Genomic DNA, 24,386 nt, shown 5'->3' on the forward strand with positions numbered 1-24,386 from the left:
GACGGGTTGCGGCAAGGGAAGGTGATTGACGAAACTGCCCCTCCACCCGGGCTGTTCGGTGCCCGCCCGGTGGCCGCGCGCCGCCCGGCACGCCCTACTCGATGCGGTGCGCTCCCGGGCTCGGGACGGCCTCGAAGATCCGCGGAGCGGCATGGCCGGCCGCCGCGAAGGCCTGGGTGACCGCGGCGCCGACGGCCTGGGCGTCGGCCTCCTCGACGAGCACGATCGCCGAGCCGCCGAAGCCGCCGCCGGTCATCCGGGCCCCGAGGGCGCCCGCCGCGTCGGCGGTGTCGACGGCGAGATCGAGCTCCCGGCAGGAGATCTTGAAGTCGTCGCGGAGCGAGGCGTGGCCGGCCGTCAGGAGCGGGCCGATGGCGCGGGTGCGGCCCGCGTCGAGGCGGGCAACGACCTCTTCGACGCGGTGGTTCTCGGTGACGATGTGCCGGACGAGGGCCTGGACGGCGGGCTCGTCGGCCAGCTGTTCCAGGGCCTCGGGCAGATGCGCGTACGACACATCGCGCAGGGCCCGCACACCGAGCGCCCGCGCACCGCGCTCACAACCGGCGCGCCGCTCGGCGTATGCGCCGTCACCCAGCTCGTGCTTCACCCGGGTGTCCACGACGAGGAGCCGCAGCCCCTCCCCCGCCAGGTCGAACGGGATCTGACGCCGGGTGAGGTCGCGGGTGTCGAGGAAGAGGGCGTGGCCCTCGGTGCAGCAGGCCGCGGCCGTCTGGTCCATGATTCCGCAGGGCACGCCGACGAACGCGTTCTCGGCCCGCTGGGCGAGCCGGGCCAGTTGCTGGGGCTCCTGGCCGAGCGCGTACAGGTCGTTCAGGGCGAGCGCGGTGACGATCTCCAGGGCGGCGGACGAGGAGAGTCCGGCGCCGGTCGGCACCGTGCTCTCGAAGTGCAGATCCGCGCCGCCCACGGGCAGCCCCGCCTCCCGCATCGCCCAGACGACACCGGCCGGGTAGGCGGCCCAGCCCGCCTGGGGCGCCGGCCGCAGCGCGTCGACGCGCAATTCGACGATGCCGCCGTCGGCGTCGCCGGAGTGCAGCCTCAGCACCCCGTCGGTGCGGGGCGAGGCGGCGGCGAGGGTGGTGTGCGGGAGGGCGAGCGGCATCACGAAACCGTCGTTGTAATCGGTGTGTTCACCGATCAGGTTGACCCGGCCGGGCGCCGCCCAGGTGCCCGTGGGGGCGGCGCCGTACACCGCGGCGAATGCCTCCGCGGTGTACTGGGCGCCGTGCGGGCGCCCGACAGTCGGGGCGGCGGCTCCGTGAGCGGTCATCAGGACTCCTTCGTCCGGTCGAGGTGCTGCGCGAACTGCCAGGCGTCGGCGACGATCTCGGCCAGGTCGGCGCGGCCGGGGCGCCATCCGAGCCGGTCGACCGCGGTGCGGGCGGAGGCCACGAGTACGGCCGGGTCGCCGCCGCGGCGCGGCGCGGTGATCTCCGGGATGGGGTGCCCGGTCACCTTGCGGACGGTCTCGATGACCTCGCGGACGGAGAAGCCGTTGCCGTTGCCGAGGTTGCAGATCAGGTGCTCTCCCGCGGTGGCCGCGTCGAGGGCGAGGAGGTGGGCCTCGGCGAGGTCGGCGACGTGGATGTAGTCGCGGACGCAGGTGCCGTCGGGGGTGGGGTAGTCGTCGCCGAAGACGGAGATCGCCTCGCGCTTGCCCTGGGCGACCTGGAGGACGAGCGGGATGAGGTGCGACTCGGGGTCGTGGCGCTCGCCGCAGCTGCCGTAGGCGCCGGCGACGTTGAAGTAGCGCAGCGAGACGGCGGCCAGACCGTGGGCCGCGGCCTCACCGCTGATCATGTGGTCGACGGCGAGCTTGCTGGCGCCGTACGGGCTGGTGGGCGCGGTCTCGGCGGACTCGGTGATCGGGGTGGTCTTCGGCTCGCCGTAGGTGGCGGCGGTGGAGGAGAAGACCAGGGTGCGGACGCCGGCGTCGCGCATCGCGGCGAGCAGGTCCATGGTGCCGCCGACGTTGTTGCGCCAGTACTTCTCGGGGTCCACGACGGACTCGCCGACCTGGGAGAAGGCGGCGAAGTGCAGCACCGCGTCGTAGGAGGGGTCGAGCCACTTCGCGGCGTCCTGGATGCGGCCCTCGATGAAGCGGGCACCGGCGGGGATGCCCTCGCGGTGGCCGGTGGACAGGTCGTCCAGCACGGTCACCTCGTGACCGGCCTGCAGCAGATGTGCCGCAACGACGCTGCCGACATATCCCGCACCGCCTGTGACCAGGTACTTCTTACTCACTCGCTCGCTACCTCTCGCAGTCGCTGAGCCGCGGCCTCCGGCGGCACATCATTGATGAACACGTTCATGCCGGATTCGGAACCCGCGAGGAACTTCAGCTTGCCGGAAGTGCGGCGGATGGTGAAAAGCTCGAGGTGAAGTGCGAATTCCCCCCGGTACTCGGCCCGCAGCGGCGCCTGGTGCCAGGCGGCGATGTACGGCGTACGGGCGGCACCGGCCGCCCGGGGACCGTGCTCGCCACCCCCGTGCTGCCCGCCGTCCCGCTCCCCTTCCGCCCCGAAGATCCGGTCGAAGCGACGCAAGACTTCCAGGTAGATCTGTGGGAACTCTGTGCGCGCGGCGTCGTCGAGGGCGAGCAGGTCGGGGACCCGGCGCTTGGGGTAGAGGTGCACCTCGTAGGGCCAGTGCGCGGCGTGGGGGACGAAGGCCACCCAGTGCTCGCCCTCGAGGACGACGCGGCGGCCGTCGGCCAGCTCGTCCGCGACCACCTCGTCGAAGAGGTTGCCGCCGGCGGTGGCCGCGCGGTGGGCGGCGAGCGAGGTGAGCATGCGCTCGGTGCGCGGGGTGACGAAGGGGTACGCGTAGATCTGGCCGTGCGGGTGGCCGAGGGTGACGCCGATCTCGGCGCCGCGGTTCTCGAAGCAGAAGACCTGCTCCACGCCCGGGAGCTGGGACAGCTCCGCGGTGCGGTCGGTCCACGCCTCCAGGACCAGGGCGGCCTGCTCGTCGGTGAGGTCGGCGAAGGAGGCGTCGTGGTCGGAGGTGAAGCAGACGACCTCGCAGCGGCCGCTGTCGCCGGCGAGGGAGGGGAAGCGGTTCTCGAAGACGGCGACGTCGTAGTCGGCGGCGGGGATCTCGGAGAACCGGCCGTCACGGGAGGGGCACAGCGGGCACTCGTCGGCCGGGGGGTGGTAGGTGCGGGCCTGGCGGTGCGAGGCGATGGCGACATGGTCGCCGAGGAGGCGGTCGTGGCGGATCTCGGAGGCGGTGGCCACGGCGTCGAGGGGGCGGCGGTCGACGGCATCGCGTACGACGTCGTCACGTGAGTCGTAGTAGATGAGCTCCCGGCCGTCCGCCAGCCGGGTCGACGTCTTCTTCACGGGAGCTCCTCACCCTCCTACCAAACACAAACAAACACAATGAAGCACAACTAAACAGCGGCGTCAACGCCGGGGCAGAGAGCGGGTACACGGGGCGGCGCGGCCGGACATACACGACATCCCCACCAGCCCGATCACGAAAGCGCAACTGAACCAAACAGAAGTATTCAGTTTCCCCAGGACCGCGCGTAGGTTTTTGTTCGTTCTGATCGCCCAAAGACGTGTCCGCCGGGGGCCGCGCTCCCGACCCGCGAAATGAGTCGCCCATGATCACCCTGGCCGAAGGGCTACGGCTCCCCACCAACGGGCTCGATTACACGATCCTGGCCATCTACTTCGTCGTCGTCCTCGGCATCGGATTCGCGGCGAAACGCAGCGTGAAGACGAGCCTGGACTTCTTCCTCTCCGGGCGGTCGCTGCCCGCCTGGGTCACCGGTCTCGCCTTCGTCGCCGCCAACCTCGGCGCCACCGAGATCCTCGGCATGGCCGCCAACGGTGCGCAGTACGGGGCCTACACCGTGCACTGGTACTGGATCGGCGCCATCCCGGCGATGGTCTTCCTGGGCCTGGTGATGATGCCGTTCTACTACGGCTCCAAGGTCCGCTCGGTGCCCGAATTCCTGCTGCACCGCTTCGGCCCGTCCTCGCACCTGCTCAGCTCGGTGATCTTCGCCGTGTCGTCCGTGCTGATCGCGGGCGTGAACCTGTACGCCATGGCGATCGTGCTGCAGGCGCTGCTCGGCTGGCCGCAGTGGGTCGCGATCGTCGTCGCCGGCGTCTTCGTCCTGGCGTACATCACCATCGGCGGCCTGTCCTCGGCGATCTACAACGAGGTGCTGCAGTTCTTCGTCATCCTCGCCGCGCTGATCCCGCTGACCATCGTCGGCCTCAAGCGCGTCGGCGGCTGGGACGGCCTGACCAGCTCACTCGACTCCTCGCACGGCGATGCGTTCCTGACCGCCTGGAAGGGCACGGGCATCGGCGAGGCCAACCCGCTCGGCGCGAACTGGCTCACCATCGGCCTCGGCCTCGGCTTCGTGATGAGCTTCGGCTACTGGACCACCAACTTCGCCGAGGTGCAGCGCGCGCTGTCCGCGAAGAACCTCTCCGCCGCCAAGCGCACCCCGCTGATCGCGGCCTTCCCGAAGATCTTCATCCCGCTGGTCGTGGTCGTCCCGGGCCTGATCGCGCTGGTCATGGAGCCGACGCTGGGCAAGTCCAAGGACGGGCTGCAGTACAACGACGCGATCCCGGTGCTGATGCGGGACCTGCTGCCCAACGGTGTGCTGGGCATCGCGGTGACCGGTCTGCTGGCGGCGTTCATGGCGGGCATGGCCGCCAACGTCTCGTCCTTCAACACGGTCTTCACCAACGACATCTGGGCGGCGTACCTCAAGAAGGGCCGCGAGGACCGCTACTACCTGAAGACGGGCCGTGTGGTCACCGCGGTCGGCGTGCTGATCGGCATGGGCACGGCGTTCATCGCCTCGTCCTTCAGCAACATCATGAACTACCTCCAGACCCTCTTCTCCTTCTTCAACGTGCCGCTCTTCGTCGTCTTCATCATCGGCATGTTCTGGAAGCGGACCAGCGCCGCGGCCGGCTTCTGGGGTCTGCTCTCCGGCACGGTCGCCGCGATGGTCAACTACTTCTGGCTCTACAAGCAGGGCATCATCGCGATCCCCTCCGAGCAGGGCGCCAACTTCGTCTCCTCGATCGTGGCGTTCGTCGTCGGCGCACTGGTGATGCTGCTCGTCACCCTGGTCACCAAGCCCAAGCCGGTCGAGTCGCTGGCGGGCCTGGTCTACGGGTCCCTCCCCCAGTCTCGGCTTCGCTCGACCGGGGGGACCCCCATCCCCGGCATGGAGGAACTGCCGGCCGAGGGCGACGACGCGTGGTACCGCAAGCCGGCCCTGCTGGGCTGGGGGGCGATCGTCCTGGCCGCCGTCTGCTACATCCCCTTCTCCTTCTGAGCCCGTCCGAACCAGCGGAGTTGACGCACCATGAGTGACTACCAGCACGAGGTCGAGGAGCTGGAGCGCGAGTCGGCGACCGCCGCGCGACTCTTCGACGTCCGGCGCATCATCGGCGGCCTGTTCGTCGTCTACGGGGTGATCGTCACCATCGCCGGTCTGACGGCCTCGGACGCGGACCTGAAGAAGGCCCAGGACATCAACATCAACCTGTGGACGGGCGTGGGCATGCTCGCCCTCGGGCTCTTCTTCCTCATCTGGCTGAAGCTGCGGCCGGCCGTCCCGCCGACGACCGAGGAACTGCGGGCCGGGATAGCCGACGGGCCCGCCGAAAGCTGAGCGCAGCTACTGCGGCGGCGGGGCCGGCTCGTCCGGACCCGCCGCCGCGGCGTGCGCGACACGACCGCCCGCCGCTCTCTCCAGCAGCCCGGTGCGCGCCGCCAGGGCCGCGGCCTCCAGCCGGGAGCCCACCTCCAGCTTCATCAGCACGCGCTGCACATGCGTACGCGCCGTACTCGGCGCGATGTCCATCCCCGCCGCGATCAGCCGGGTGTCCTCACCGTCCGCGACCCGCATCAGCACCTCGACCTCGCGTGGGGTGAGCAGGTCCAGCAGCCGCGCGCCCTCGTCGTCCGGCTGCGCCGCGGGGTGCAACAGCTCCTCGAAGGCCTGCTGCAACAACTGCGGCGCGACCGCCGACTCCCCCGCCCGCGCCTTCATCATGGCGCGCTCCACACCCTCGATCCGCTCATCGTTGCGGACGTACCCGGAGGCCCCCGCCGCGAACGCGGCGGCGATCCCGCGCGGACTGGGGACCGGCCCCAGCACCACCACCGCCACCTGCGGCCGCTCCTTCTTGATCCGTACGACGGGGTCGAAGGCGCCCGGCCTGGCCGGTGCGGCGGTGCCCAGCAGGCACACCTCGGGCGCCCGGCTCACCACCAGCTCCGCGGCCCCGGCGCTCGGCGCGGCCGCCGCCAGGACGCGGTGCCCGCGCAGCTTCAACGCCGAGGCGAGCGCCTCCGCGAGCAGACGATGATCGTCCACCACCATGAGCCGCACGCCCATCGAGCAACCCCCTCCACCCCGGCGGGCCCCGGCGCGGCCCCCGGCCGGGCCGCTTGTCCCCGGGAAGCTACACGCTCGGCTGCGATACCGCGCCCCCTACCGGGAAGAAGCCCCCGGAATGCTGGAATCCCGGCCAATCTGGGCTGGTTGGTGCTGTTGGGGGGCGTGGGCGGGTCGTCGGTTCTCCCCGCTGGGGCGGGTCACGCGGGGCGCCGAGCCCGGAGTGAAGGCCGGACCGCGGAGTGACGGTGCCCGCGGCGAGGGCGAGTGCTGCGGGCACGACGACGAGAACCGCTCCTGTGACCTCATAAACGAACTTCCAGGCACATAGCGGATATTGACCTCCGAGGAACTTTCCGGCCTCGCCGCCGTTCTCGTGACCCGCCGCGAGGAATGTGATTGAAAAAGAAAGAAACCGTGGGTCGGTATCCGCGGGCGATGTTCTGTGCCTCACTGTCAGCGCCATATGTCAAAGTTAGTTCAGCAGTTCACAGTTCATCAGTTCTGCAGTTCCAAAGTCCGGGCGAAGAGGGGGATCCGTTCCGCATGCCATTGACCGACGAGATAGCGGCAGTCCATGCCGGACAGCCCGATCCGGGCGCGCTGGTGGGAGAGTTCCGCCGCACCCACGTCCTGCTCCCGACGGTCGACGACACGTTCCTGTCGGCCGAGCTGGACGGCATCCGCTGGCTGTACGCCTTCACCGACGAGGACGCGCTGAGCCGCTTCGCTCTGTCCCGGGGGAGCGAGCCCGGGACGGAGTGGCAGTACGTGTCGGTGTCCGGCGCTCGGGTCCTTGACGTGCTGATTCCCGCGATCGAGGGTCCGACGGGGGTGGCGCTGGACGCGGGGAGCGAGCAAGGGGCGCTCTTCCCTCCGGTGTCCGGAATCGTGCCCGACAGTGCCGCCGTCGACGTACCGGCAGGCGACATGTCCGGAACCGCATCGCTCAGGGGGAAGGCGCAGGAATGGGCCTGATAAGTGGCGGCGGATATGAGCTCGATCCGGAGGCTTTCGCGGATCTCACCAAGGGCATCAGGGCGGCGACGGCCGAGCTGAAGGAGTTGGGCTTCGACATCGAAGCGCAACTCGGCCGTGGATTCGACAGGTTGTCCCTGGACAGCGTGGAATGCGGTGACGACGGCTTGGCGTCGGTTCTGGATTCGTTCTGCGACCGCTGGGGCTGGGGCGTGCGCAGCCTGATGCAGGACGCCAACGAATTCTCGAAGAAACTGAACCTGACCGCCGGTATCTACTACGAGCAGGAGCAGTACCTCTCGGACGCACTGAAGCAGACGACGAACGCGGTGATGGGGGATCCGAGCCTGACGGCCGAGCAGTTGCACAAGCGGTCCTGGAGCCAGATCGCCGAAGACAATCCCTTCGAGCAGAGTCTGCACCCGGACTTCGATCCGAACTCCGCGGAGTCGCAGGAGGCACGGGACAAGATGATGGGCGCGGCCCAGAAGACCGGCCAGGACTTCCACTCCGTCCCCGACCGGATGACGCACCCGTTCGACGACCCTGCCGAGGTCACTACGAAGTTCCACGAAGCCAAGAAGTCCGAAGACCACGGGGGCAATAACAAATGAACTGGCTGGGGGATGTCGCCAACAAGGTCGGCGAGGGCGCGAGCCAGTTCACCGACGCTGTGGAACGCGGTGCTGGTGAGGCCGTGGAGTTCGGGGCTGACAAGGTCGGGGACGCCCTGGACACGGTCGGGGCGGACGGCGCGGCCGATACCGTCCGCTCGGGCGGAGACAAGCTCGCCGGCGCGCTGGGCGCCCACGTCGACGAGCGTCAGCTCGGGGAGACCCAGGACCCCAAGGAACTCATCCACGGCGACGTCGAGAAGATCAACGAGAGCGCGTCGCATCTGAAGGACTTCTCGGCGGCCTTCGACCGGGTGGCCGACGGCATGCGCAAGCTGGGCTCGCACAAAGGCTGGGGCGGCAAGGCCGCCGACGCCTTCCGGGAGAAGTTCGACATGCATCCCAAGCAGTGGATGCATGCGGCCGATGCCTGCGGCGACGCCTCGAAGGCGCTGAAGTCGTACGCGGAGACGGTCTCCTGGGCGCAGGGCAAAGCCGCCGACGCGATCGAGAAGTACCAGAAGGCAGAGGAGGCGACGCGGAAGGCCAACGAGGCCTATGGGACGAAGTTGAAGTTCTACCTCGGGGACGTCGAGGCATGGAACGACATCGCAAAGAGTGGTGCGGACCCGGGGCCGGCGCCGCAGAAGCCCGATGAGTACGTCGATCCGGGCGACGAAGGCCGCGAGGCCGCGCAGGGGATGCTCAAGGAGGCCCGAAGCCAACGCAACGAGGCCGCCGAAAAGGCCCGCAGCGCCATCAAGACAGCTTTGGCCCATGCACCGGACAAGCCTGCGTTCACCGACCTGGCCGGGGCTGCCCTGAAGGACGGCAGCAAGGCGTTCGTCCTGGAGCACATGCACCTGGCCGGCGGCGCGCTGAAGGCCGGCGCCGAGACGTTGAAGCTCGCCCGCATGGTCAATCCGACGGACCCCTACAACATCACCCACCCCTGGAAGTTCCTGGGCAACGCCGGCACCACGCTCCTGGGCCTGGCCCAGGCTCCCCTCCACCCGATCACCACCGCCAAGGGCATGCTCGGATCGGGCTGGGGCAGCGACCCGGCTGACGCGTACGGCGCCTTCCTGCTGAACCTCGTCGGAGGCAAGGGGGCGGGCGGGCTGGCCAAGGGGGCGGCGAAGGCGGCCGCCAAGGACGCCGCCAAGGGCGCGGCCCGAGCCGCCGTCAAGGATGGCGGGAAGCGCACCGTCATGGACCGGCTGCGCGGCCTGTGGTCCAAGAACAAGTGCGGTGACCCTATCGACACCGCCACTGGGCGCATGGTCCTCCCGCAGACGGACGCCGCCCTCCCCGGCAGCCTTCCGCTCTCCTTCACCCGCACCTTCGAGTCGTCCTACCGCACCGGCCGCTGGTTCGGCCCGACTTGGATGTCCACGGTCGACCAGCGCCTCGAGATCGACGCCGAAGGCGTCATCCTCATCGGTGAAGAGGGCGACTTCCACCTTTACCCCCACCCCGCCGTCGGCGTCCCCACCCGCCCGATCGAGGGTGACGGTGCCCCACTGGAGCTCACCCCCGACGGCGACTACGTCCTGACGGACTCCGTCAGCGGTCTCCGCCGCTACTTCACCAGCTACACCGACGGCCTCGCCGTCCTGGACGAGATATCCGACCGGCACGGCAATCATCACACCTTCGACTACACCGAAGACGGCACACCGACCGCGATCACCCACAGCGCCGGCTACCGCCTCCTCCTCACCACCGACGAGGGACGCATCACCACCCTCCACCTCGCCGGTGCCGCCCTGGACGGAAGCGACCAACTCCTCGTCACCTACGGCTACGACGAGCACGGCAACCTGACCACCGTCACCAACTCCTCCAGCCTGCCGCTCCGCTTCACCTACGACGACATCGGCCGCATCACGACCTGGACCGACACCAACAACAGCAGCTACCACTACGTCTACGACGACCAGGACCGTTGCACCTCACAGGGCGGCCTCGCGGGCCACCTGCGCGGCGAGTTCACCTGGGGTGAGCCGGACCCGGTGACCGGCCTGCGCACCAACCTCCACCGCAATTCCCTGGGCGAGGTCACCGCCTATCAGGTCAACGACCGCCACCAGATCGTCGCCACCACCGATCCGACGGGCGCCACCACCCGCACCGTCCGGGACGCCGCCCACCGCGTCCTATCCACCACGGACCCCCTGGGCCGCACCACCACCATCGACTACGACGACGCCGGCCGCCCGGTCACCGTCACCCTTCCCGACGGGTCCACGTCCAGCACCACGTACAACGCTCTCGGTCTGCCCCTGACCGTCACCGGTCCGGACGGCACCACCTGGACCCACACCTACGACGCCGCCGGCAACCGCACGTCATCGACGGACCCGCTGGGCGCGACCACCACCTACACCCACGACGGCCGCGGCAATCTCGCCTCCCTCACCGACGCCCTCGGCAACACCACCCGCCTCTACTGCGACAAAGCGGGCCTCCCCCTCTCGACCACCGACCCGCTCGGTGCGGTCACCCACTACCGCCGCGACGCCTTCGGCCGCACCACTTCCGTCACCGACCCGCTGGGCGAGACGACACACATGGTGTGGACGGTGGAGGGGAAGCTCGCCGCGCGCATCGATGCCTCCGGTGCCACAGAACAGTGGACGTATGACGGCGAAGGCAACCGCCTCACCCACACCGACGCCGTCGGCCAGACCACCCGCTTCGAGTACAGCCACTTCGACCTGCTCACGGCCCGCACCGACCCCGACGGCGTCCGCCACGAGTTCACCCACGACACCGAACTCCGCCTCACCCAGGTCACCAACCCCCAGGGCCTGACCTGGAACTACGCCTACGACGCCGCCGGCCACCTGATATCCGAGACGGACTTCGACGACCGCGTGCTGGCCTACGCCCACGACCCGGCGGGCCAACTGCTGACCCGCACCAACGCCCTCGGCGAGGTCACCAGCTACAGCCACGACACCCTCGGCCGCATCACCGAGAAGAACGCCGCGGGCCTGGTCACCACCTACGCCCACGACGCCGCCGGCAACCTCCACCAAGCGGCCAACCCCGACGCGACGGTCATCTACACCCGCGACATCCTCGGCCGCGTCACCGCCGAGTCCGTCAACGGCCGCACCATGACGTTCACCTACGACGCCCTGGGCCGCCGCACCTCCCGCACCACCCCCACCGGCCACACCACCACCTACACCTACGACGCCGCCGGCAACCGCACGGCCATGGACATCGCCGGCCACGTCCTCACCTTCGACCACGACGCCGCAGGCCAGGAACTCACCCGCACCATCGGCGACCGTCTCCAGCTCGCCCACACCTGGGACCCCACCGGCCGCCTCACTGCCCAGTCCCTCACCACAGCAGCCACGGGCACGCTCCAGTCCCCAGGCACCGCCGCCGCGGAGGTCCAAAACGTCCTCCACCGCGCCTACACCTACCGCCCAGACGGCAACCTCACCGCGGTCGACGATTCCCACACCGGCCGCCGCACCTTCGACCTCGACCGCGCCGGCCGCGTCACCGCCGTCCACGCCACCGACTGGACCGAGACCTACGCCTATGACGAGGCCGGGAATCAAACGCAGGCCACCTGGCCAGACCGCCACGCCAACTCGTCAGCTCGAGGCGACCGCAGCTACACCGGTACCAACATCACCCGCGCCGGCCGCATCCGCTACGAACACGACGCCCTCGGCCGAGTCACCCTCCGCCAAAAAACCCGTGACTCCCGCAAGCCGGATACCTGGCGCTTCTCCTGGAGCACCGAAGACCGTCTCACCACCGCCATCACCCCTGACGGCACCAACTGGCGTTACCTCTACGATCCGTTCGGCCGACGCATAGCGAAACAACGCCTCGCGACCGACGCATCGACAGTGGTAGACCAAACATTCTTCGCCTGGGACGGAACAACGCTCACCGAACAGACCGCCCGATCGCGCGACGCTGCCGATGACGTCACCCTCACTTGGGATTATCAAGGCCTAATTCCTCTTACTCAATGTGAACGCAAGACCACGCAGCTTGACGGCGTTTCACAGCATATTGTTGATCAGCGATTTTTCGCAATCGTCACAGACCTAGTTGGCAGGCCCACTGACCTCGTCTCGAGGACTGGCGAGGTGGCTTGGAAGGCTATGGCGACTCTCTGGGGAACCACCACCTGGAGGAACAACTCCACGGCGTATACACCACTAAGGTTTCCGGGACAGTATTTCGATCCAGAAACTCAACTCCACGATAATCACCACCGCCACTACGCTCCTGAGGCGGCTCGATATCTATCAGGTGACCCACTCGGACTCACCCCTGCCCCCAATCCCACAACCTATGTCGGAAATGCCAATACTCAGTGCGACCCCTTTGGTCTTTTCTCGTGCAAGAAGGGCCGAAACGGAGCAGGCGAAGGAGATGCCACAGGGAGCAAATCGAAGGAAGAATTCCATCACTTTGACACCTTCCACGAGGCAAGGGCACACGCCCGAGAGCGCGCAGGGTTGGGCGATGACGCAATTCCATTCGTGCAGGAAATCGGCCCCGAGCGCGGCAATGTAACTGGAATGCAGAGCCCCGACGGATCACGCGGCTGGCGCATTGATTACGATTCTCGGGACACCAAGAAGGCATTTCACGTAAACTGGTGGGTAAAAGAGGGTCTTAAGAGAAGCGATTCATGGAGTTACGGCGCGAACGTAATCAGGGGAGGAGACCTCCAAGCCTACCGAGATACACTAAGGCACTTCCCACTAAGGTAACCAGAGGTGGATCGATGACTTACACAGAACATCAACACATCAAAGAATGGCTCGCCCAGCACGAGCACGAAATCCTCAGCACGGAATACTCAAAGACTTTGGAGAGCTTCCTGGACTCGCTGCCATGGGACCCCAGCAGGGTCCAATGGAGTAATATTCCTCATATTTCTCTCCAGGTCCCAGAAGTACCCGGAGATGACTTCCTGCACGAATGCAGAAACACCCCCATGGGGGTGCACGAATTCACCATGATCATGTATAACGGCTCCGAGAGCGCCATTCTCTGCCGCTCGGAAGAGGCTCTCATGGATATCGATCTGCTATATTTCCGCGCTCCCGGCCCCAGGTACTTCTGCGGCGTCGACAAGATCGACGGAAAGATCACCCTACACGCTCAGGACTTTGGTGAATATGACATCTCCGGACTCACCTTCCGGATTGAAGAGTGAGAATAGCCAAGATTCCGAGGACTGCTGGAGAAGTTGGCCACCTAGACAATCAGGTCCAGCGACTGCCGCCCCTATGGTGATCTTGCGCCTGGAACGCTGAGGCACTGCAGCATAGTCGCTTCCTTGGTTCCGAGCAGTACGTCTTTTGGGGATCTCGGTGCTGAGCGATGGCAGACGCGGGTGGCGGCCTGCTGACCCGCCCGGAAGACGCCCGAAACAGCGGCTAAGACCGAGCAGTACTCCCAGTCGAACCACACGCTGGGCCAGCCGGACCTGAGGCCCTCGTGGGGGCTGTTCCGCCAAGGCCACAGGACCTGATCCTCAGAGACGCGAAAAGTGAGCGACGAATTTCGATGAGTGCACCGCAGCAACCACAAACTGGCTTCGCAGGCAGGCCTGGATACGGTATGACACGGCCCGGTCAGCCAGGCGCATATCCGCAATACCCGCAGCCAGGGCCAGGAGAGCAGATACCCCCAGGCGCAGGGACGTACGGACAGCCGGCCCCCTACGGGGCGCCCCCACAAACACCTTACGGAATGCCACAGCAGCACCATTTCGGGTACGGCGGGCCCGGGATGCCTCCGCCCATGCCGCCGAAGCGGAATGCCGGGAAGGCGTGGGGCATCATCGGCGTCGCGGCCGGTGTGCTGGTGATCGGGACGCTGGCGGGGGCGGGGGTGTTCCGTGGCGGTGGGAGTTCATCGGGCGGGTCCGACGACGGGCCGAAGTACCGGATCACGGTGCCGCAGACGCTGGCAGGCGGGGAGTACAAGCTCGTCAAGGACATATCCCAGCAGGCCGGCAGTGCGGTGCCGCATGACGGGGCCAATGAGCACGGCATCGAGGCAGCGGGCGGGCAGTACTCGTCCGGGACCAAGTCGCTGGTGACGCTGGGGCTCTACGGCGTCATTGATGATCCCGAGACGACCGTCGACCACACCATCCGAGGCATGACGGGCGACGGTAAGACGGAAGTCGCGGTGGCGGACAAGAAGTTCACGCCCAGTGGGGGCGGGGATTCGCTGACCTGCGGTGTGGATGTGCGGACGGAGATGGGGCAGAAGGTCACGCTGCCGTTCTGCGTCTGGGCCGATTCCAGTACGAGCGGGAATGTCGCCGAAACGGATGCCTCGGAGCTGTCGAAGGATCCGCAGTCCGTCGACCTCCAGGAATTCGCCGATAGGGCGGACCGGATCCGCGAGGAGGTCAGGAAGCCGTTGGGATGAGGTCCCACCGCCGCCCTGTCCTTGCCCTTTCCCCCGTCGTCCCGGCGCGCGGGACGCCCCCTGAAGCTCCGCCGGTCACCACGTGAGCGCGAGGCCCGTGCGCCCGTGCTGACCGGCGTCGCCCAGGAGCCGTGTGCCGACCGGCTCCTGGGTGGCGGGGCTACGCCTCCTCCGCCAACTCCAGCCACCGCATCTCCAGCTCGTCCTTCTCCGCGCTCAATTCGCGGAGTTGGGCATCGAGGCCCGCGACCTTCTCGAAGTCCGTCGCGTTTTCGGCGATCTGGGCGTGGAGCTTGGTCTCCTTGTCGCCGATTTTGTCCAACTGGCGCTCGATCTTCTGGAGTTCCTTCTGGGCGGCGCGGTTGACTGCGGCTGCCTTCTTGGGGGCCGCCGCGGTCTGCTGGGCGGGGGCCGGGGTGGCGGCGTCGATGACCTTCTGGCGGCGTTCCAGGTACTCGTCCAGGCCGCGGGGCAGCATCCGGAGTGTCGCGTCGCCTAGGAGGGCGTGGACGCGGTCGGTGGTGCGCTCGATGAAGTAGCGGTCGTGGCTGATGACGATGAGGGAGCCGGGCCAGCTGTCGAGGACGTCCTCCAGCTGGGTCAGCGTCTCGATGTCGAGGTCGTTGGTGGGCTCGTCGAGGAAGAGGACGTTGGGCTCGTCCATCAGGAGGCGCAGGATCTGGAGGCGGCGGCGTTCACCGCCGGACAAGTCGCCGACCGGGGTCCACTGCTTCTCCTTGGTGAAGCCGAACTTCTCGCAGAGCTGGCCGGCGGTCATCTCGCGGCCCTTGCCCAGGTCGACCCGCTCGCGCACCTGCTGGACGGCCTCCAGCACCCGCAGCGTCGGGGGGAGTTCGCCGACCTCCTGGGAGAGGTAGGCCAGCTTGACGGTCTTGCCGACGACGATCTTGCCGCCGGCCGGCTGCGCGTCGCCCTGCGTCCGGGCCGCCTCGGCCAGCGCCCGCAGCAGCGAGGTCTTGCCGGCGCCGTTGACGCCTACCAGGCCGATCCGGTCGCCCGGGCCCAGCTGCCAGGTCAGGTGCTTGAGGAGGACCTTCGGCCCGGCCTGGACGCTGACGTCCTCCAGCTCGAAGACGGTCTTGCCGAGGCGGGAGCTGGCGAACTTCATCAGCTCGGCGTTGTCGCGGGGCGGCGGGACGTCCGCGATCAGCTCGTTGGCGGCCTCGATGCGGAAGCGGGGCTTGCTCGTACGGGCCGGGGCGCCGCGCCGCAGCCACGCCAGCTCCTTGCGCATCAGGTTCTGCCGCTTGACCTCTTCGGTGGCGGCGATCCGCTCCCGCTCGGCCCGGGCGAAGACGTAGTCGCTGTAGCCGCCCTCGTACTCGTGGACGTCGCCGCGCTGGACGTCCCACATCCGCGTACAGACCTGGTCGAGGAACCACCGGTCGTGGGTGACGACCACCAGCGCGGAGCGGCGGGCGCGGAGGTGCCCGGCCAGCCAGGAGATGCCCTCGACGTCGAGGTGGTTGGTGGGCTCGTCGAGGACGATCAGGTCCTGTTCGGCGATCAGCAGCTTGGCCAGCGCGATACGGCGGCGCTCGCCGCCGGACAGCGGGCCGATGACGGTGTCCAGGCCCTGGGTGAAGCCCGGCAGGTGCAGATCGCCGAAGAGGCCGGTCAGCACGTCGCGGATCTTGGCGTTGCCCGCCCACTCGTGGTCGGCGAGGTCGCCGATGACCTCGTGGCGGATGGTGGCGGCCGGGTCGAGGGAGTCGTGCTGGGTGAGGACTCCGAGGCGCAGGCCACCGTTGTGGGTCACCCGGCCGTTGTCCGCGTCCTCCAGCTTGGCGAGGATCCGGATCAGGGTGGTCTTGCCGTCCCCATTGCGCCCGACGACGCCGATCCGGTCCCCCTCGTTGACGCCGAGCGAGACACCGTCGAGCAGGGCACGGGTTCCGTAGACCTTGCCGACGGCTTCCAGATTGACGAGGTTCGTGGCCATTCCGCTCCTGCACTTCAGATCGATCGACCTTCCCAGCCTAGTCGGCGTGGGGACGAGGGCCGCCGGGAGATGAGTATCCGTACGGATGGCCGGGGCGGGAAGCCGATCTAGCGTGAGCCGCATGATCAACGACCAGGCTCCGGCCGCCCCTTCCGTGCACGGCGCGGCACCCTCGGTGACGGGCTCCGCCGCGGCCCGCTTCGCCGCGGGCCTGCTCGTGCTGGCGTTCGCCGGGGTGACCGGCCTGTTCGCGCCGCTGCTGGTGATGGCGAGCGACAACTGCTTCGAGGGCGATGCCCGCACCATCTGCACCGCGGTCGGCCAGCAGCTCGTCGGCACCCTTCCGGTCGCCGCCGCCTTCGCGGCCGCCCTCCTGGCGGTGGTGGGCATGAGCAGGGGCGGGCCTGTCGGCCGGGGCTGCCTTCTGGCGGCGCCCTGTCTGCTGGTCCTCTCCTGGGTGGTGTCGTACGCCGTCGCGGGCGCCTGAGGCACCGCACCCCCGTTGTAACGTGCCGTCATGGCACCGGAGATGGGCATGGCGGGCACGGCAGTGGAGACGGAACGCGGGCTGGTCTACGGCCCGAGCGGGAAGCGGCTGGATGTCCATCGTCCGGCCGGGGCGACGGGCGCGATGCCCACCGTGCTGCTCTGGCACGGCATCGGGCCCGATGAGCGCGACATCCTGGAGCCGCTGGCACGGGCGACGGCGGCCCTCGGGGTGCTGGTGCTCGTACCGGACTGGCGCTCGGACGCCCCGGACGGCGGCCGGTCGCATCTGCTGGAGTCCCTGGCCTTCGCCCGCGAGGAAGCGGGCGGGCTGGGCGGCGACGGGGAGTCGTTGGTGCTGGCCGGGTGGTCGGCGGGGGCCGGGGCCGCGCTCGGGGTCGCGCTGCGGCCCGAGATCGCGGACGGCCGGCGGCCCTCGGCGGTGGTGGGCCTGGCGGGACGCTACGACCTGCCGGCGCGCACGACCGGCACCGCGCCGCTCGACGATCTCGCCGCGGGCAAGGAGCCGGGGGTACCGGTCCAACTGGTGCACGGCACGCACGATGCTGTCCTGGACTCCCAGTGGTCGCGCGATCTCGCCGCCGCGCTGCGCGCCGCGGGCCGGCCGGTGGCCCTCCATGAACCGGAGACAGACCACGCGGGCGTGATCATGACGGCGTACGACCCCGCGGCGAACCGCTGCGTACCGACGACCGACGAGCACGCCGTGCGGGCGGGGCGGATGGTGGCCGGTGTCCTGGCCGAGGCCGCCGGTGCCGGGAGTGTGGCGTAACGCACGGCAGCACGAGTTCACGGTACTCACTGCTCAGCAGGAGCGGAGCTCGCTCGCAGCGGATGTGTACGCCGTGCCGGTGCCGCCGGCAAACAAGCGCGTGGCGGCACCGGCGCTACAGGCGAAGGGCAGGGGGGAACCCCGAAGCGTGGGCAACGCGCTCCGAAGGCTTCCGTAGGCTGACCGCCAAGGACCATTCCTCTGCGGTCAGGTCGCCGCCTTCTCAATGGCCTCGAAGATGTCGGCGTCGGTCTCCTGTTGCCAGGCCGGAAGGTCGGGCCAGTCCGCAACGTAGCCCGGCTTCGGGTCGTCGAAGTGCTTGAACATCTGGGCGGTCCAACAGGTCGCGACGAAGCGGCCTTTCTGTTCCCGGGACAGCCTGGACGTGCGCCCTTCGCTGACTTCGATGAACTGGCGCACCTGCTCGTAGACCGCCCCGGCTGCCTCGCGCTCCCACTGCGGGGTGTCGTCCCACGGCGTGACGTAGCCGGCCTTCGGCTCCCCGGGGAAATGCTGGTGCACTCCCGCGATCCAGGTTTCCCGGAACAGTCGTGCACCCTCGGTCTGCGACATGCCATCCCCTTCTCATCACGGCGTGCTCAGCGTGGCGATCTCCGCCCCCAGCTCAGCCACGCGGTGGTCACGGCTCAGGGGGCCGAACTCGTCGCACAGGTCTCGGAGTCTACGGGCGATGTACCCGGAGGATGAGGCGCGAGCCAGTTCGACGGCTTCCCTCCCGTAGGAGAGTGCCTGCTCGGAATCGCGCCGCTGCACGCCGATGGCCGCCAGGTCCGTCAGCACCGCGCCCCTCCGTCGCAACGACTGTCCAGACGCCAGGGCCTGGTACTGCAGGGCCTCCTGGTACTGCAGGGCCTCCTGCAGCGTTGCCTCCGCCAGATCCAAGCGCCCGAGTCGGGCATACCGAGCACCACGCTCCTCTGCGAGCCGGGATCCGTCGAACCTGAGCCATCCGCCGTTGGCGCCGTCCGAGGTGAGTTCCCGGACCTCCTCGGCGCGCCCCAACGCGCGCTCACACGCGTCCAGGTCGCCCAGGCCGGCGTGCGCCTCCGCTTGAACCGAGGGAGGACGAACATCCGGTGACTAGGCACCGGTGGCTGCGGCGGCTGTCGGCTCTCCGGCACCTGCCGGGTCTGCCGACCGCTCGCCAAGGCCTACCAGGAGGCGAAGGCACCACTGAACACCTACTGCCAGCACGGAAGCGAGGAAGCGCAATGACCACTGCACTGGTGGAGATCACACCCCGGCCCCAGGTCCCGGAAGAGCCCGAGGGAGTCGTCCTCCTGGAGGACCTGGAAACCCTGACCGAGGGCGCCGTCCCGGGCTGCAACGAGGACAACCCGTACCGGTAGGCGTCCAGCCGTACAGAACCGCGGGGGCTTCGTGGCGTTCTCCCGTCCGAAGCCCCCGCACCACTGCACCGTTGAGCCGCTCCACCATGGAAGAGTGACGTCCCATGGCGACCACCCGCATCGGCCTCGACCGGCTGCCCACTGCTGCCCGTGCCGCCGTCGAGCAGCACACCGGCCCCCTGCTCACGGTCGCGGAGGCCACCGAGGGCTTCAACAGCGAGATCGCCTCCCGCGTCACCTCCGCTACCGGGACCTGGCACATCAAGGGCCTGCGCACCGACCACCCTCGAGCCTGGGCCCAGCGCCGGGAGGCAGCCATCGCCCCCTTTCTCACCGGGGTCGCTCCCGCGCTCCGCTGGCGCGTCGAGACCGCCGGATGGGACCTCCTCGGCTTCGACGCCCTGGAAGGCCATCACGCCGATTTCACGCCCGGCTCCCCCGACCTACAGGAAGTCGCCGCACTCCTGTGCCGTCTCGCCGGAACCCCCCGCCCGGACATCGAGCTGCGGCACGCCGAACAACGCCTGGAGCGCTACGCAGCCCACCCCGACGACCTCCGCTTCTTCGCCGGAGACCGCCTCCTGCACACCGACCTGAACAACACCAACGTGCTGGTCGACGACCGTGCCCCACAAGGAGTTCGGGCCCGCCTCGTCGACTGGGCCTGGGCCACCCGGGGAGCCGCCTGGCTCGACGCCGGCTACTGGGTCATCTGGCTCATCGCCTCCGGCCACACCCCCGCCTCGGCGGAACGCCGGGCCGCAGAGACGCCCGCCTGGCACACCGCACCGGCCGAGGGCATCACCGCATTCGCCGCCGCCAACCGCAACGTCTGGGACGAGATCAGCACCGCCGACCCCGACGCATGGACCCTGCGCCTGGCGGCTGCCGCGGCCACCTGGCACGACCACCGCGAAGCCGCCTGAACCCGATCTGACGCGCGGGCGGCCCGAACGAGCAGTGCCCAGCGGCTTTGGCCGGCGAAGCGGCATAGACGGTTCAGAGCGCCACACGCGCCACGGCGAAGGGGCGCCACCGGTCAGTGGCGCCCCTTCCGACCATGCTGTTCGCTGAACTGACGTGGTGGGCGGTGGGTACGGGTCCTACTCCCGGTGGCCTCGCTGCCACGACAGTTTCCGGAACGGTCCCCGCCCTAAAGAACCGCAGCCCCCACCGCCGGCGAATCCGCCACCCGTAGCTGACGGCAGGTCCCCGACGCCAGCAGCGCGGTCGCGACCTCCTCTGCCGCCTGTGCGTCCTTGACCAGGAAGGCGGTGGTCGGCCCCGAGCCGGAGACCAGCGCGGCCAGCGCCCCGGCCGCCGTGCCCGCCGCCAGCGTTGCACTCAACGACGGTCGCAGGGAGAGCGCCGCGGGCTGGAGGTCGTTGGTCAGGGCCGCGGCGAGCGCGGTGGCGTCGCCGGACTCCAGGGCGGCCAGCAGTTCAGGGGCCGCCTCCGGCTCCGGCACGTCCGTCCCGGCCGTCAGCCGGTCGAACTCGCCGTAGACGGCCGGGGTGGACAGCCCGCCGTCGGCGACCGCGAAGACCCAGTGGAAGGTGCCGCCGACGGGGAGGGGGGTCAGGAGTTCGCCGCGGCCGCGGCCCAGGGCCGCGCCACCCACCAGGCTGAACGGCACATCGCTGCCCAACTCGGCGCAGATGTCGAGGAGTTCCTCGCGCGAGGCGCCGGTCGACCAGAGCGCGTCGCAGGCCAGCAGGGCGCCGGCCGCGTCCGCGCTGCCGCCCGCCATGCCGCCGGCGACGGGGATGTCCTTGGTGATGTGGAGGTGGACGTGCGGCTCGATGCCGTGGCGGGCGGCGAGGAGTTCGGCGGCGCGGGCGGCCAGGTTCGTCCGGTCCAGGGGGATCTGGTCGACGTCGTGGCCCTCGGCGGTGATCCGCAGGGACTCGGCGGGGGTCGCGGCGACCTCGTCGTAGAGGCCGACGGCGAGGAAGACGTTCGCCAGGTCGTGGAAGCCGTCCGGGCGGGCGGCGCCGACGGCCAGCTGGACGTTGACCTTCGCCGGTACCCGGACGGTGATCGAGGTGGTGGTCGTCATGCCTGCTCTCCCCCTGATGTCGGCTCTCCCCCCGAGGCGCGCTCTCCCCGGGACTGCCGGATGCCCGGCGCCCCGCCCGGTCCCTTGTGCTCGGCGATCCGCGCGAACTCCTCGACGGTCAGTGCCTCGCCGCGGGCCTGCGGCGAGACACCCGCGGCGACCAGCGCGGCCTCCGCGGCGGCGGCCGACCCGGCCCAGCCGGACAGCGCGGCCCGCAGCGTCTTGCGGCGCTGGGCGAAGGCCGCGTCGACGACCGCGAAGACCTCGTCGCGGCTCGCCGTCGTCTCGATGGGCTTGTCGCGGCGGACCAGGGAGACCAGACCGGAGTCGACGTTGGGCGCGGGCCAGAAGACGTTGCGGCCGATGGCGCCGGCCCGCTTGACCTCGGCGTACCAGTTGGCCTTCACCGACGGCACGCCGTAGACCTTGTTGCCGGGGCGGGCGGCCAGCCGGTCGGCGACCTCGGACTGCACCATGACCAGGGTGCGGTCGATGGTGGGGAAGGTCGCGAGCATGTGCAGCAGCACCGGCACGGCGACGTTGTAGGGGAGGTTGGCGACCAGCGCGGTGGGCGCCGGGCCGGGCAGCTCGGTGACGTGCATGGCGTCGCTGTGCACCAGCGCGAAGCGGTCGGCCCGGTCCGGCATGCGGGCGGCGACGGTGGACGGCAGCGCGGCCGCCAGCACCTCGTCGATCTCGACGGCGACGACCCGGTCGGCGGCCTCCAGCAGCCCCAGGGTCAGCGAGCCGAGGCCCGGACCGATCTCGACGACGACATCGTCGGGCCGGACCTCGGCGGTCCGCACGATCCGGCGGACGGTGTTGGCGTCGATGACGAAGTTCTGGCCGCGCTGCTTGGTGGGACGGACGCCCAGCGCGGCGGCCAGCTCGCGGATGTCGGCGGCGCCCAGCAGGGGGCCGGATTCGTCGGTGGTGCTCTTGGTCATGCCACAGCCTCGGTGCGCTCGTTCACCCGTGAAGCTTACGGCCGCAGACCGGCCACGGGCTCGCCCCCCGGCTGATGTAGAGCTTCTTGGCCCGGTAGGTCTGTTCCCGGGCGGGTGCGTCCTGCGGCCGGCCGCGGCCGCCGAGGGCCCGCCAGGTGGCGACGTCGAACTGGTAGAGCCCGCCGTAGGTGCCCGACGCGTCGACCGCGTGCGGACGCCCGCGGGCCTCGCACTGCGCCAGCGCATGCCAGGCGAGGTGGTCGGCGCCGCGGACGGAGGCGGGCAGCTCCTTGGTGCCGAGGTGCACGATCTGCGGGCGCGGGGCGTGCACGACCTCGGTGTGCAGCCGCTTGGGTTTCTGCCGGACGCCGTTGACGGTGCGCACCCGGTAGGTGACCCGCCGCACGCCGGGCCTGCCCTGCTGGACGACCGCCACGGTGCCGCGGGCCAGCCCGGGGTCGGCCCGCCGGATCGTACGGAAGGGGACGGGCTCCTCGTGGACCTCCTTGGAGCCGGTGATCCGCATCACGGAGATGGTCTGGCCCTCGTGCGGGAAGCTGTCCGGCGGCACCGAGGTGGTGTCCTGGTCGCGCAGCGCGAGACCGGCCTCGGCCAGCGCCTCGCGGACGGTGGCGGCGTTGGTGCGCACCCGGTGCTCCCGGCCGTCGGCGACGATGACCACCGAGCGTTCGGTGCGGACCGCCAGTTCCATGCCGTGCTGCTCGATCCGGCGGGAGCGGGAGGCCGACAGGACGGCGCCCTCGGCCCGGACGCCGAGCTGGTGGAGCGCGCCGGCGACGGTGTCCTCGGTGGTCCACACCTGGCGGCGCTGCCCGTCGATGGTCAGGACGACCGGGCGGCCGTGCCGGACGACGACCTCGTCACCGCTGCTGAGTCCGGTGCCGGGGGCGGGCGCGACGAGGTCGTGCGCGCCGATGGCGAGATGCTCGTCGGCCAGCAGTTCGTCGACGTCACCGGCGAAGGTGTGCAGGGTGCGCGGGATGCCGTCGACGGTGATGCGGACCGCCTTGTCGTGCGCGATGAAGGCGGTGGTGCCACCGGCGAGGAAGGCGACGACCAGGGCCCGGGGCAGCAGCCGGCGCAGCGCTTCGGGGCCTTCGGCGCGGCGTCTGCGACGGCCGCGCGCGGCCCGGTGGCTGCTCAGCGAATGACTCACGGCGCGCTCCACGTGCCACGGGATGCGGTTGACGGCCGGAATGTAGCGGAGTCGCGGTGACTCTCCAAAGTCGGACCGATACGGAAAGTAGTCATATCGGGGGACGGTGGAGGCCCGGGGCGGCGCCGGAGGGCCGTCGGCGGCCGGGGCGGAAAGCGGTGACGGCGTGGGTGGGACGCGGTGGTGGCCCGGGGGAAAGCCGTGGAGGCCGGGCGGACCGCGGTGACGGTCCGTACCCGGCCCGGAGGCACGTGCCTCAGTAGCCGAAGGCACGCGCCGTGTTGGCCGCGACAGCGGTGGCCAGCTCGTCCTCGGTCATCGCCTTGACCTCGGCCATCGCCCGCAGCGTGACCGGAACGAGGTACGGGGCGTTGGCCCGTCCGCGGTACGGGGCGGGGGTCAGGAACGGGGCGTCGGTCTCGACGAGAACCAGCTCGGCCGGGGCGACGGCGAGGGCGTCGCGCAGCGGCTGGGCGTTCTTGAAGGTGACGTTGCCGGCGAAGGACAGGAAGTAGCCGGCCGCGGCGCAGACCTCGGCCATCGCGGCGTCACCGGAGTAGCAGTGGAAGACGACCCGTTCGGGGGCGCCCTCCTCGCGCAGGATCCGCAGCACGTCGTCGTGCGCCTCGCGGTCGTGGATGACCAGGGCCTTGCCGTGCCGCTTGGCGATCTCGATATGGGCGCGGAAGGAGCGCTCCTGGGCGGCCATGCCCTCGGGGCCGGTGCGGAAGTAGTCCAGGCCGGTCTCGCCGACGCCGCGGACCTGCGGCAGGGCGGCGAGCCGGTCGATCTCGGCGAGGGCGGCGTCCAGCGCGGCGTCACCGCCGGGCTCCCTGGCGCCCTGCCGCGACCATCCGTCGGGGTCGCCCAGCACGATGCGGGGCGCTTCGTTGGGGTGCAGGGCGACCGTGGCGTGCACGGCGTCGTACGCGGCCGCGGTCTCGGCTGCCCAGCGCGACCCGGCCAGGTCGCAGCCCACCTGTACGACGGTGGTCACTCCGACGGAGGCGGCCTTGGCGAGCGCCTCCTCGACGGTGCCCTCCTGCATGTCCAGATGGGTGTGGGAATCCGCGACCGCCACCCGAAGGGGTTCGGGCAGCGGCGGCGGGGGGTTCTTGTCCTGCGGTGCCATGGCCGCGATCCTACGAGGGCCGT

21 protein-coding genes and 2 pseudogenes are annotated in these 24,386 nt (G+C 69.7%); 12 read left to right on the plus strand and 11 right to left on the minus strand.

The features are described from left to right. Nucleotides 1-94 precede the first annotated feature (94 nt). Genes galK through galT form a run of 3 tightly spaced genes read right to left on the minus strand, consistent with a single transcriptional unit; the run spans nt 95 to nt 3,365 of the window. Entirely contained in the window at nt 95-1,291 is a 1,197-nt protein-coding gene (galK, locus tag Scani_RS32180) for a galactokinase (protein ID WP_159481266.1), read from the minus strand. Next, nucleotides 1,291-2,265, minus strand: coding sequence for a UDP-glucose 4-epimerase GalE (gene galE / locus Scani_RS32185; protein WP_159481267.1), 975 nt, complete (start codon nt 2,263-2,265; stop codon nt 1,291-1,293). The genes galK and galE overlap by 1 nt, the downstream gene beginning before the upstream one ends. Continuing rightward, nucleotides 2,262-3,365, minus strand: a complete 1,104-nt coding sequence (gene galT / locus Scani_RS32190; protein ID WP_159481268.1) for a galactose-1-phosphate uridylyltransferase — start codon at nt 3,363-3,365, stop codon at nt 2,262-2,264. The genes galE and galT overlap by 4 nt, the downstream gene beginning before the upstream one ends. A 266-nt stretch (nt 3,366-3,631) precedes the next feature. Between galT and Scani_RS32195 the strand changes: the two genes are divergently transcribed. Beyond that, on the plus strand, nt 3,632-5,338 hold the full coding sequence (locus Scani_RS32195; protein ID WP_159481269.1) for a sodium:solute symporter family protein: 1,707 nt from the start codon (nt 3,632-3,634) through the stop codon (nt 5,336-5,338). Between the two features lie 30 nt (nt 5,339-5,368). Continuing rightward, a complete protein-coding gene (locus Scani_RS32200) occupies nt 5,369-5,677 on the plus strand; it encodes a hypothetical protein (protein ID WP_159481270.1) in 309 nt (102 codons plus the stop codon). Nucleotides 5,678-5,683: 6 nt separating this feature from the next. Here Scani_RS32200 and Scani_RS32205 read toward each other — a convergent pair whose 3' ends face one another. Further along, nucleotides 5,684-6,406: a response regulator transcription factor gene (locus tag Scani_RS32205; protein WP_159481271.1), complete on the minus strand. Its 723-nt coding sequence runs from the start codon at nt 6,404-6,406 to the stop codon at nt 5,684-5,686. Between the two features lie 546 nt (nt 6,407-6,952). On the opposite strand from Scani_RS32205, the gene Scani_RS32210 reads away from it, so the two are divergent. From Scani_RS32210 to Scani_RS32230, 5 genes are all read left to right on the plus strand, one after another. Then, entirely contained in the window at nt 6,953-7,384 is a 432-nt protein-coding gene (locus tag Scani_RS32210) for an SseB family protein (protein ID WP_159481272.1), read from the plus strand. Continuing rightward, complete coding sequence (locus Scani_RS32215; protein ID WP_159481273.1) at nt 7,375-7,998, plus strand: hypothetical protein; 624 nt, start codon at nt 7,375-7,377, stop codon at nt 7,996-7,998. The genes Scani_RS32210 and Scani_RS32215 overlap by 10 nt, the downstream gene beginning before the upstream one ends. Then, a complete protein-coding gene (locus tag Scani_RS32220; protein WP_159481274.1) occupies nt 7,995-12,758 on the plus strand; it encodes a putative T7SS-secreted protein in 4,764 nt (1,587 codons plus the stop codon). The genes Scani_RS32215 and Scani_RS32220 overlap by 4 nt, the downstream gene beginning before the upstream one ends. A 14-nt stretch (nt 12,759-12,772) precedes the next feature. Continuing rightward, nucleotides 12,773-13,207: a hypothetical protein gene (locus tag Scani_RS32225; RefSeq protein WP_159481275.1), complete on the plus strand. Its 435-nt coding sequence runs from the start codon at nt 12,773-12,775 to the stop codon at nt 13,205-13,207. 590 nt (nt 13,208-13,797) lie between these two features. Next, a complete protein-coding gene (locus Scani_RS32230; protein ID WP_159481276.1) occupies nt 13,798-14,436 on the plus strand; it encodes a hypothetical protein in 639 nt (212 codons plus the stop codon). 160 nt (nt 14,437-14,596) lie between these two features. On the opposite strand, the gene Scani_RS32235 is transcribed toward Scani_RS32230, so the two are convergent. Further along, complete coding sequence (locus Scani_RS32235; RefSeq protein WP_159481277.1) at nt 14,597-16,399, minus strand: ABC-F family ATP-binding cassette domain-containing protein; 1,803 nt, start codon at nt 16,397-16,399, stop codon at nt 14,597-14,599. Nucleotides 16,400-16,520: 121 nt separating this feature from the next. Here Scani_RS32235 and Scani_RS32240 point away from each other — a divergent pair, with 121 nt between their 5' ends. Both Scani_RS32240 and Scani_RS32245 read left to right on the plus strand, forming a co-directional pair. After that, complete coding sequence (locus tag Scani_RS32240) at nt 16,521-16,886, plus strand: hypothetical protein (protein ID WP_246296268.1); 366 nt, start codon at nt 16,521-16,523, stop codon at nt 16,884-16,886. Between the two features lie 30 nt (nt 16,887-16,916). Next, complete coding sequence (locus Scani_RS32245; protein ID WP_159481279.1) at nt 16,917-17,678, plus strand: alpha/beta hydrolase; 762 nt, start codon at nt 16,917-16,919, stop codon at nt 17,676-17,678. Between the two features lie 207 nt (nt 17,679-17,885). Here the strand turns inward: Scani_RS32245 and Scani_RS32250 are convergent, their stop codons facing one another. Both Scani_RS32250 and Scani_RS41320 read right to left on the minus strand, forming a co-directional pair. Continuing rightward, complete coding sequence (locus tag Scani_RS32250; RefSeq protein ID WP_159481280.1) at nt 17,886-18,251, minus strand: hypothetical protein; 366 nt, start codon at nt 18,249-18,251, stop codon at nt 17,886-17,888. 15 nt (nt 18,252-18,266) lie between these two features. Further along, nucleotides 18,267-18,758 (minus strand): annotated as a pseudogene (locus Scani_RS41320) (transcriptional regulator); the annotation flags it as partial. 21 nt (nt 18,759-18,779) lie between these two features. On the opposite strand from Scani_RS41320, the pseudogene Scani_RS41325 reads away from it, so the two are divergent. From Scani_RS41325 to Scani_RS32265, 3 genes and pseudogenes are all read left to right on the plus strand, one after another. Further along, nucleotides 18,780-18,914, plus strand: a pseudogene (locus Scani_RS41325) (radical SAM protein); the annotation flags it as partial. Continuing rightward, nucleotides 18,911-19,048, plus strand: coding sequence for a hypothetical protein (locus tag Scani_RS40125; RefSeq protein ID WP_167538170.1), 138 nt, complete (start codon nt 18,911-18,913; stop codon nt 19,046-19,048). The pseudogene Scani_RS41325 and the gene Scani_RS40125, both read left to right, overlap by 4 nt. A 104-nt stretch (nt 19,049-19,152) precedes the next feature. Then, nucleotides 19,153-19,974 (plus strand): aminoglycoside phosphotransferase, encoded by an 822-nt coding sequence (locus Scani_RS32265; RefSeq protein ID WP_159481281.1) that lies wholly within the window; start codon nt 19,153-19,155, stop codon nt 19,972-19,974. Nucleotides 19,975-20,201: 227 nt separating this feature from the next. On the opposite strand, the gene Scani_RS32270 is transcribed toward Scani_RS32265, so the two are convergent. From Scani_RS32270 to Scani_RS32285, 4 genes are all read right to left on the minus strand, one after another. After that, a complete protein-coding gene (locus tag Scani_RS32270; protein WP_159481282.1) occupies nt 20,202-21,107 on the minus strand; it encodes a 4-(cytidine 5'-diphospho)-2-C-methyl-D-erythritol kinase in 906 nt (301 codons plus the stop codon). Beyond that, on the minus strand, nt 21,104-22,054 hold the full coding sequence (gene rsmA / locus Scani_RS32275) for a 16S rRNA (adenine(1518)-N(6)/adenine(1519)-N(6))-dimethyltransferase RsmA (protein ID WP_159481283.1): 951 nt from the start codon (nt 22,052-22,054) through the stop codon (nt 21,104-21,106). The genes Scani_RS32270 and rsmA overlap by 4 nt, the downstream gene beginning before the upstream one ends. A gap of 22 nt (nt 22,055-22,076) precedes the next feature. Further along, complete coding sequence (locus tag Scani_RS41865; RefSeq protein ID WP_159481284.1) at nt 22,077-23,231, minus strand: resuscitation-promoting factor; 1,155 nt, start codon at nt 23,229-23,231, stop codon at nt 22,077-22,079. A gap of 256 nt (nt 23,232-23,487) precedes the next feature. Beyond that, nucleotides 23,488-24,363 (minus strand): TatD family hydrolase, encoded by an 876-nt coding sequence (locus Scani_RS32285; protein ID WP_159481285.1) that lies wholly within the window; start codon nt 24,361-24,363, stop codon nt 23,488-23,490. Nucleotides 24,364-24,386: the final 23 nt, after the last annotated feature.

The organism is Streptomyces caniferus (assembly GCF_009811555.1).
Taxonomy (GTDB): domain Bacteria; phylum Actinomycetota; class Actinomycetes; order Streptomycetales; family Streptomycetaceae; genus Streptomyces; species Streptomyces caniferus.

Bases quoted from the DNA above. Each gene is read 5' to 3' on its own strand.
- galK (WP_159481266.1), bottom strand. From the start codon at position 1,291: ATGACCGCTCACGGAGCCGCCGCCCCGACTGTCGGGCGCCCGCACGGC.
- Scani_RS32195 (WP_159481269.1), top strand. From the start codon at position 3,632: ATGATCACCCTGGCCGAAGGGCTACGGCTCCCCACCAACGGGCTCGAT.
- Scani_RS32200 (WP_159481270.1), top strand. From the start codon at position 5,369: ATGAGTGACTACCAGCACGAGGTCGAGGAGCTGGAGCGCGAGTCGGCG.
- Scani_RS32205 (WP_159481271.1), bottom strand. From the start codon at position 6,406: ATGGGCGTGCGGCTCATGGTGGTGGACGATCATCGTCTGCTCGCGGAG.
- Scani_RS32210 (WP_159481272.1), top strand. From the start codon at position 6,953: ATGCCATTGACCGACGAGATAGCGGCAGTCCATGCCGGACAGCCCGAT.
- Scani_RS32215 (WP_159481273.1), top strand. From the start codon at position 7,375: ATGGGCCTGATAAGTGGCGGCGGATATGAGCTCGATCCGGAGGCTTTC.
- Scani_RS32220 (WP_159481274.1), top strand. From the start codon at position 7,995: ATGAACTGGCTGGGGGATGTCGCCAACAAGGTCGGCGAGGGCGCGAGC.
- Scani_RS32225 (WP_159481275.1), top strand. From the start codon at position 12,773: ATGACTTACACAGAACATCAACACATCAAAGAATGGCTCGCCCAGCAC.
- Scani_RS32230 (WP_159481276.1), top strand. From the start codon at position 13,798: ATGCCGCCGAAGCGGAATGCCGGGAAGGCGTGGGGCATCATCGGCGTC.
- Scani_RS32235 (WP_159481277.1), bottom strand. From the start codon at position 16,399: ATGGCCACGAACCTCGTCAATCTGGAAGCCGTCGGCAAGGTCTACGGA.
- Scani_RS32240 (WP_246296268.1), top strand. From the start codon at position 16,521: ATGATCAACGACCAGGCTCCGGCCGCCCCTTCCGTGCACGGCGCGGCA.
- Scani_RS32245 (WP_159481279.1), top strand. From the start codon at position 16,917: ATGGCACCGGAGATGGGCATGGCGGGCACGGCAGTGGAGACGGAACGC.
- Scani_RS32250 (WP_159481280.1), bottom strand. From the start codon at position 18,251: ATGTCGCAGACCGAGGGTGCACGACTGTTCCGGGAAACCTGGATCGCG.
- Scani_RS40125 (WP_167538170.1), top strand. From the start codon at position 18,911: ATGACCACTGCACTGGTGGAGATCACACCCCGGCCCCAGGTCCCGGAA.
- Scani_RS32265 (WP_159481281.1), top strand. From the start codon at position 19,153: ATGGCGACCACCCGCATCGGCCTCGACCGGCTGCCCACTGCTGCCCGT.
- Scani_RS32270 (WP_159481282.1), bottom strand. From the start codon at position 21,107: ATGACGACCACCACCTCGATCACCGTCCGGGTACCGGCGAAGGTCAAC.
- rsmA (WP_159481283.1), bottom strand. From the start codon at position 22,054: ATGACCAAGAGCACCACCGACGAATCCGGCCCCCTGCTGGGCGCCGCC.
- Scani_RS32285 (WP_159481285.1), bottom strand. From the start codon at position 24,363: ATGGCACCGCAGGACAAGAACCCCCCGCCGCCGCTGCCCGAACCCCTT.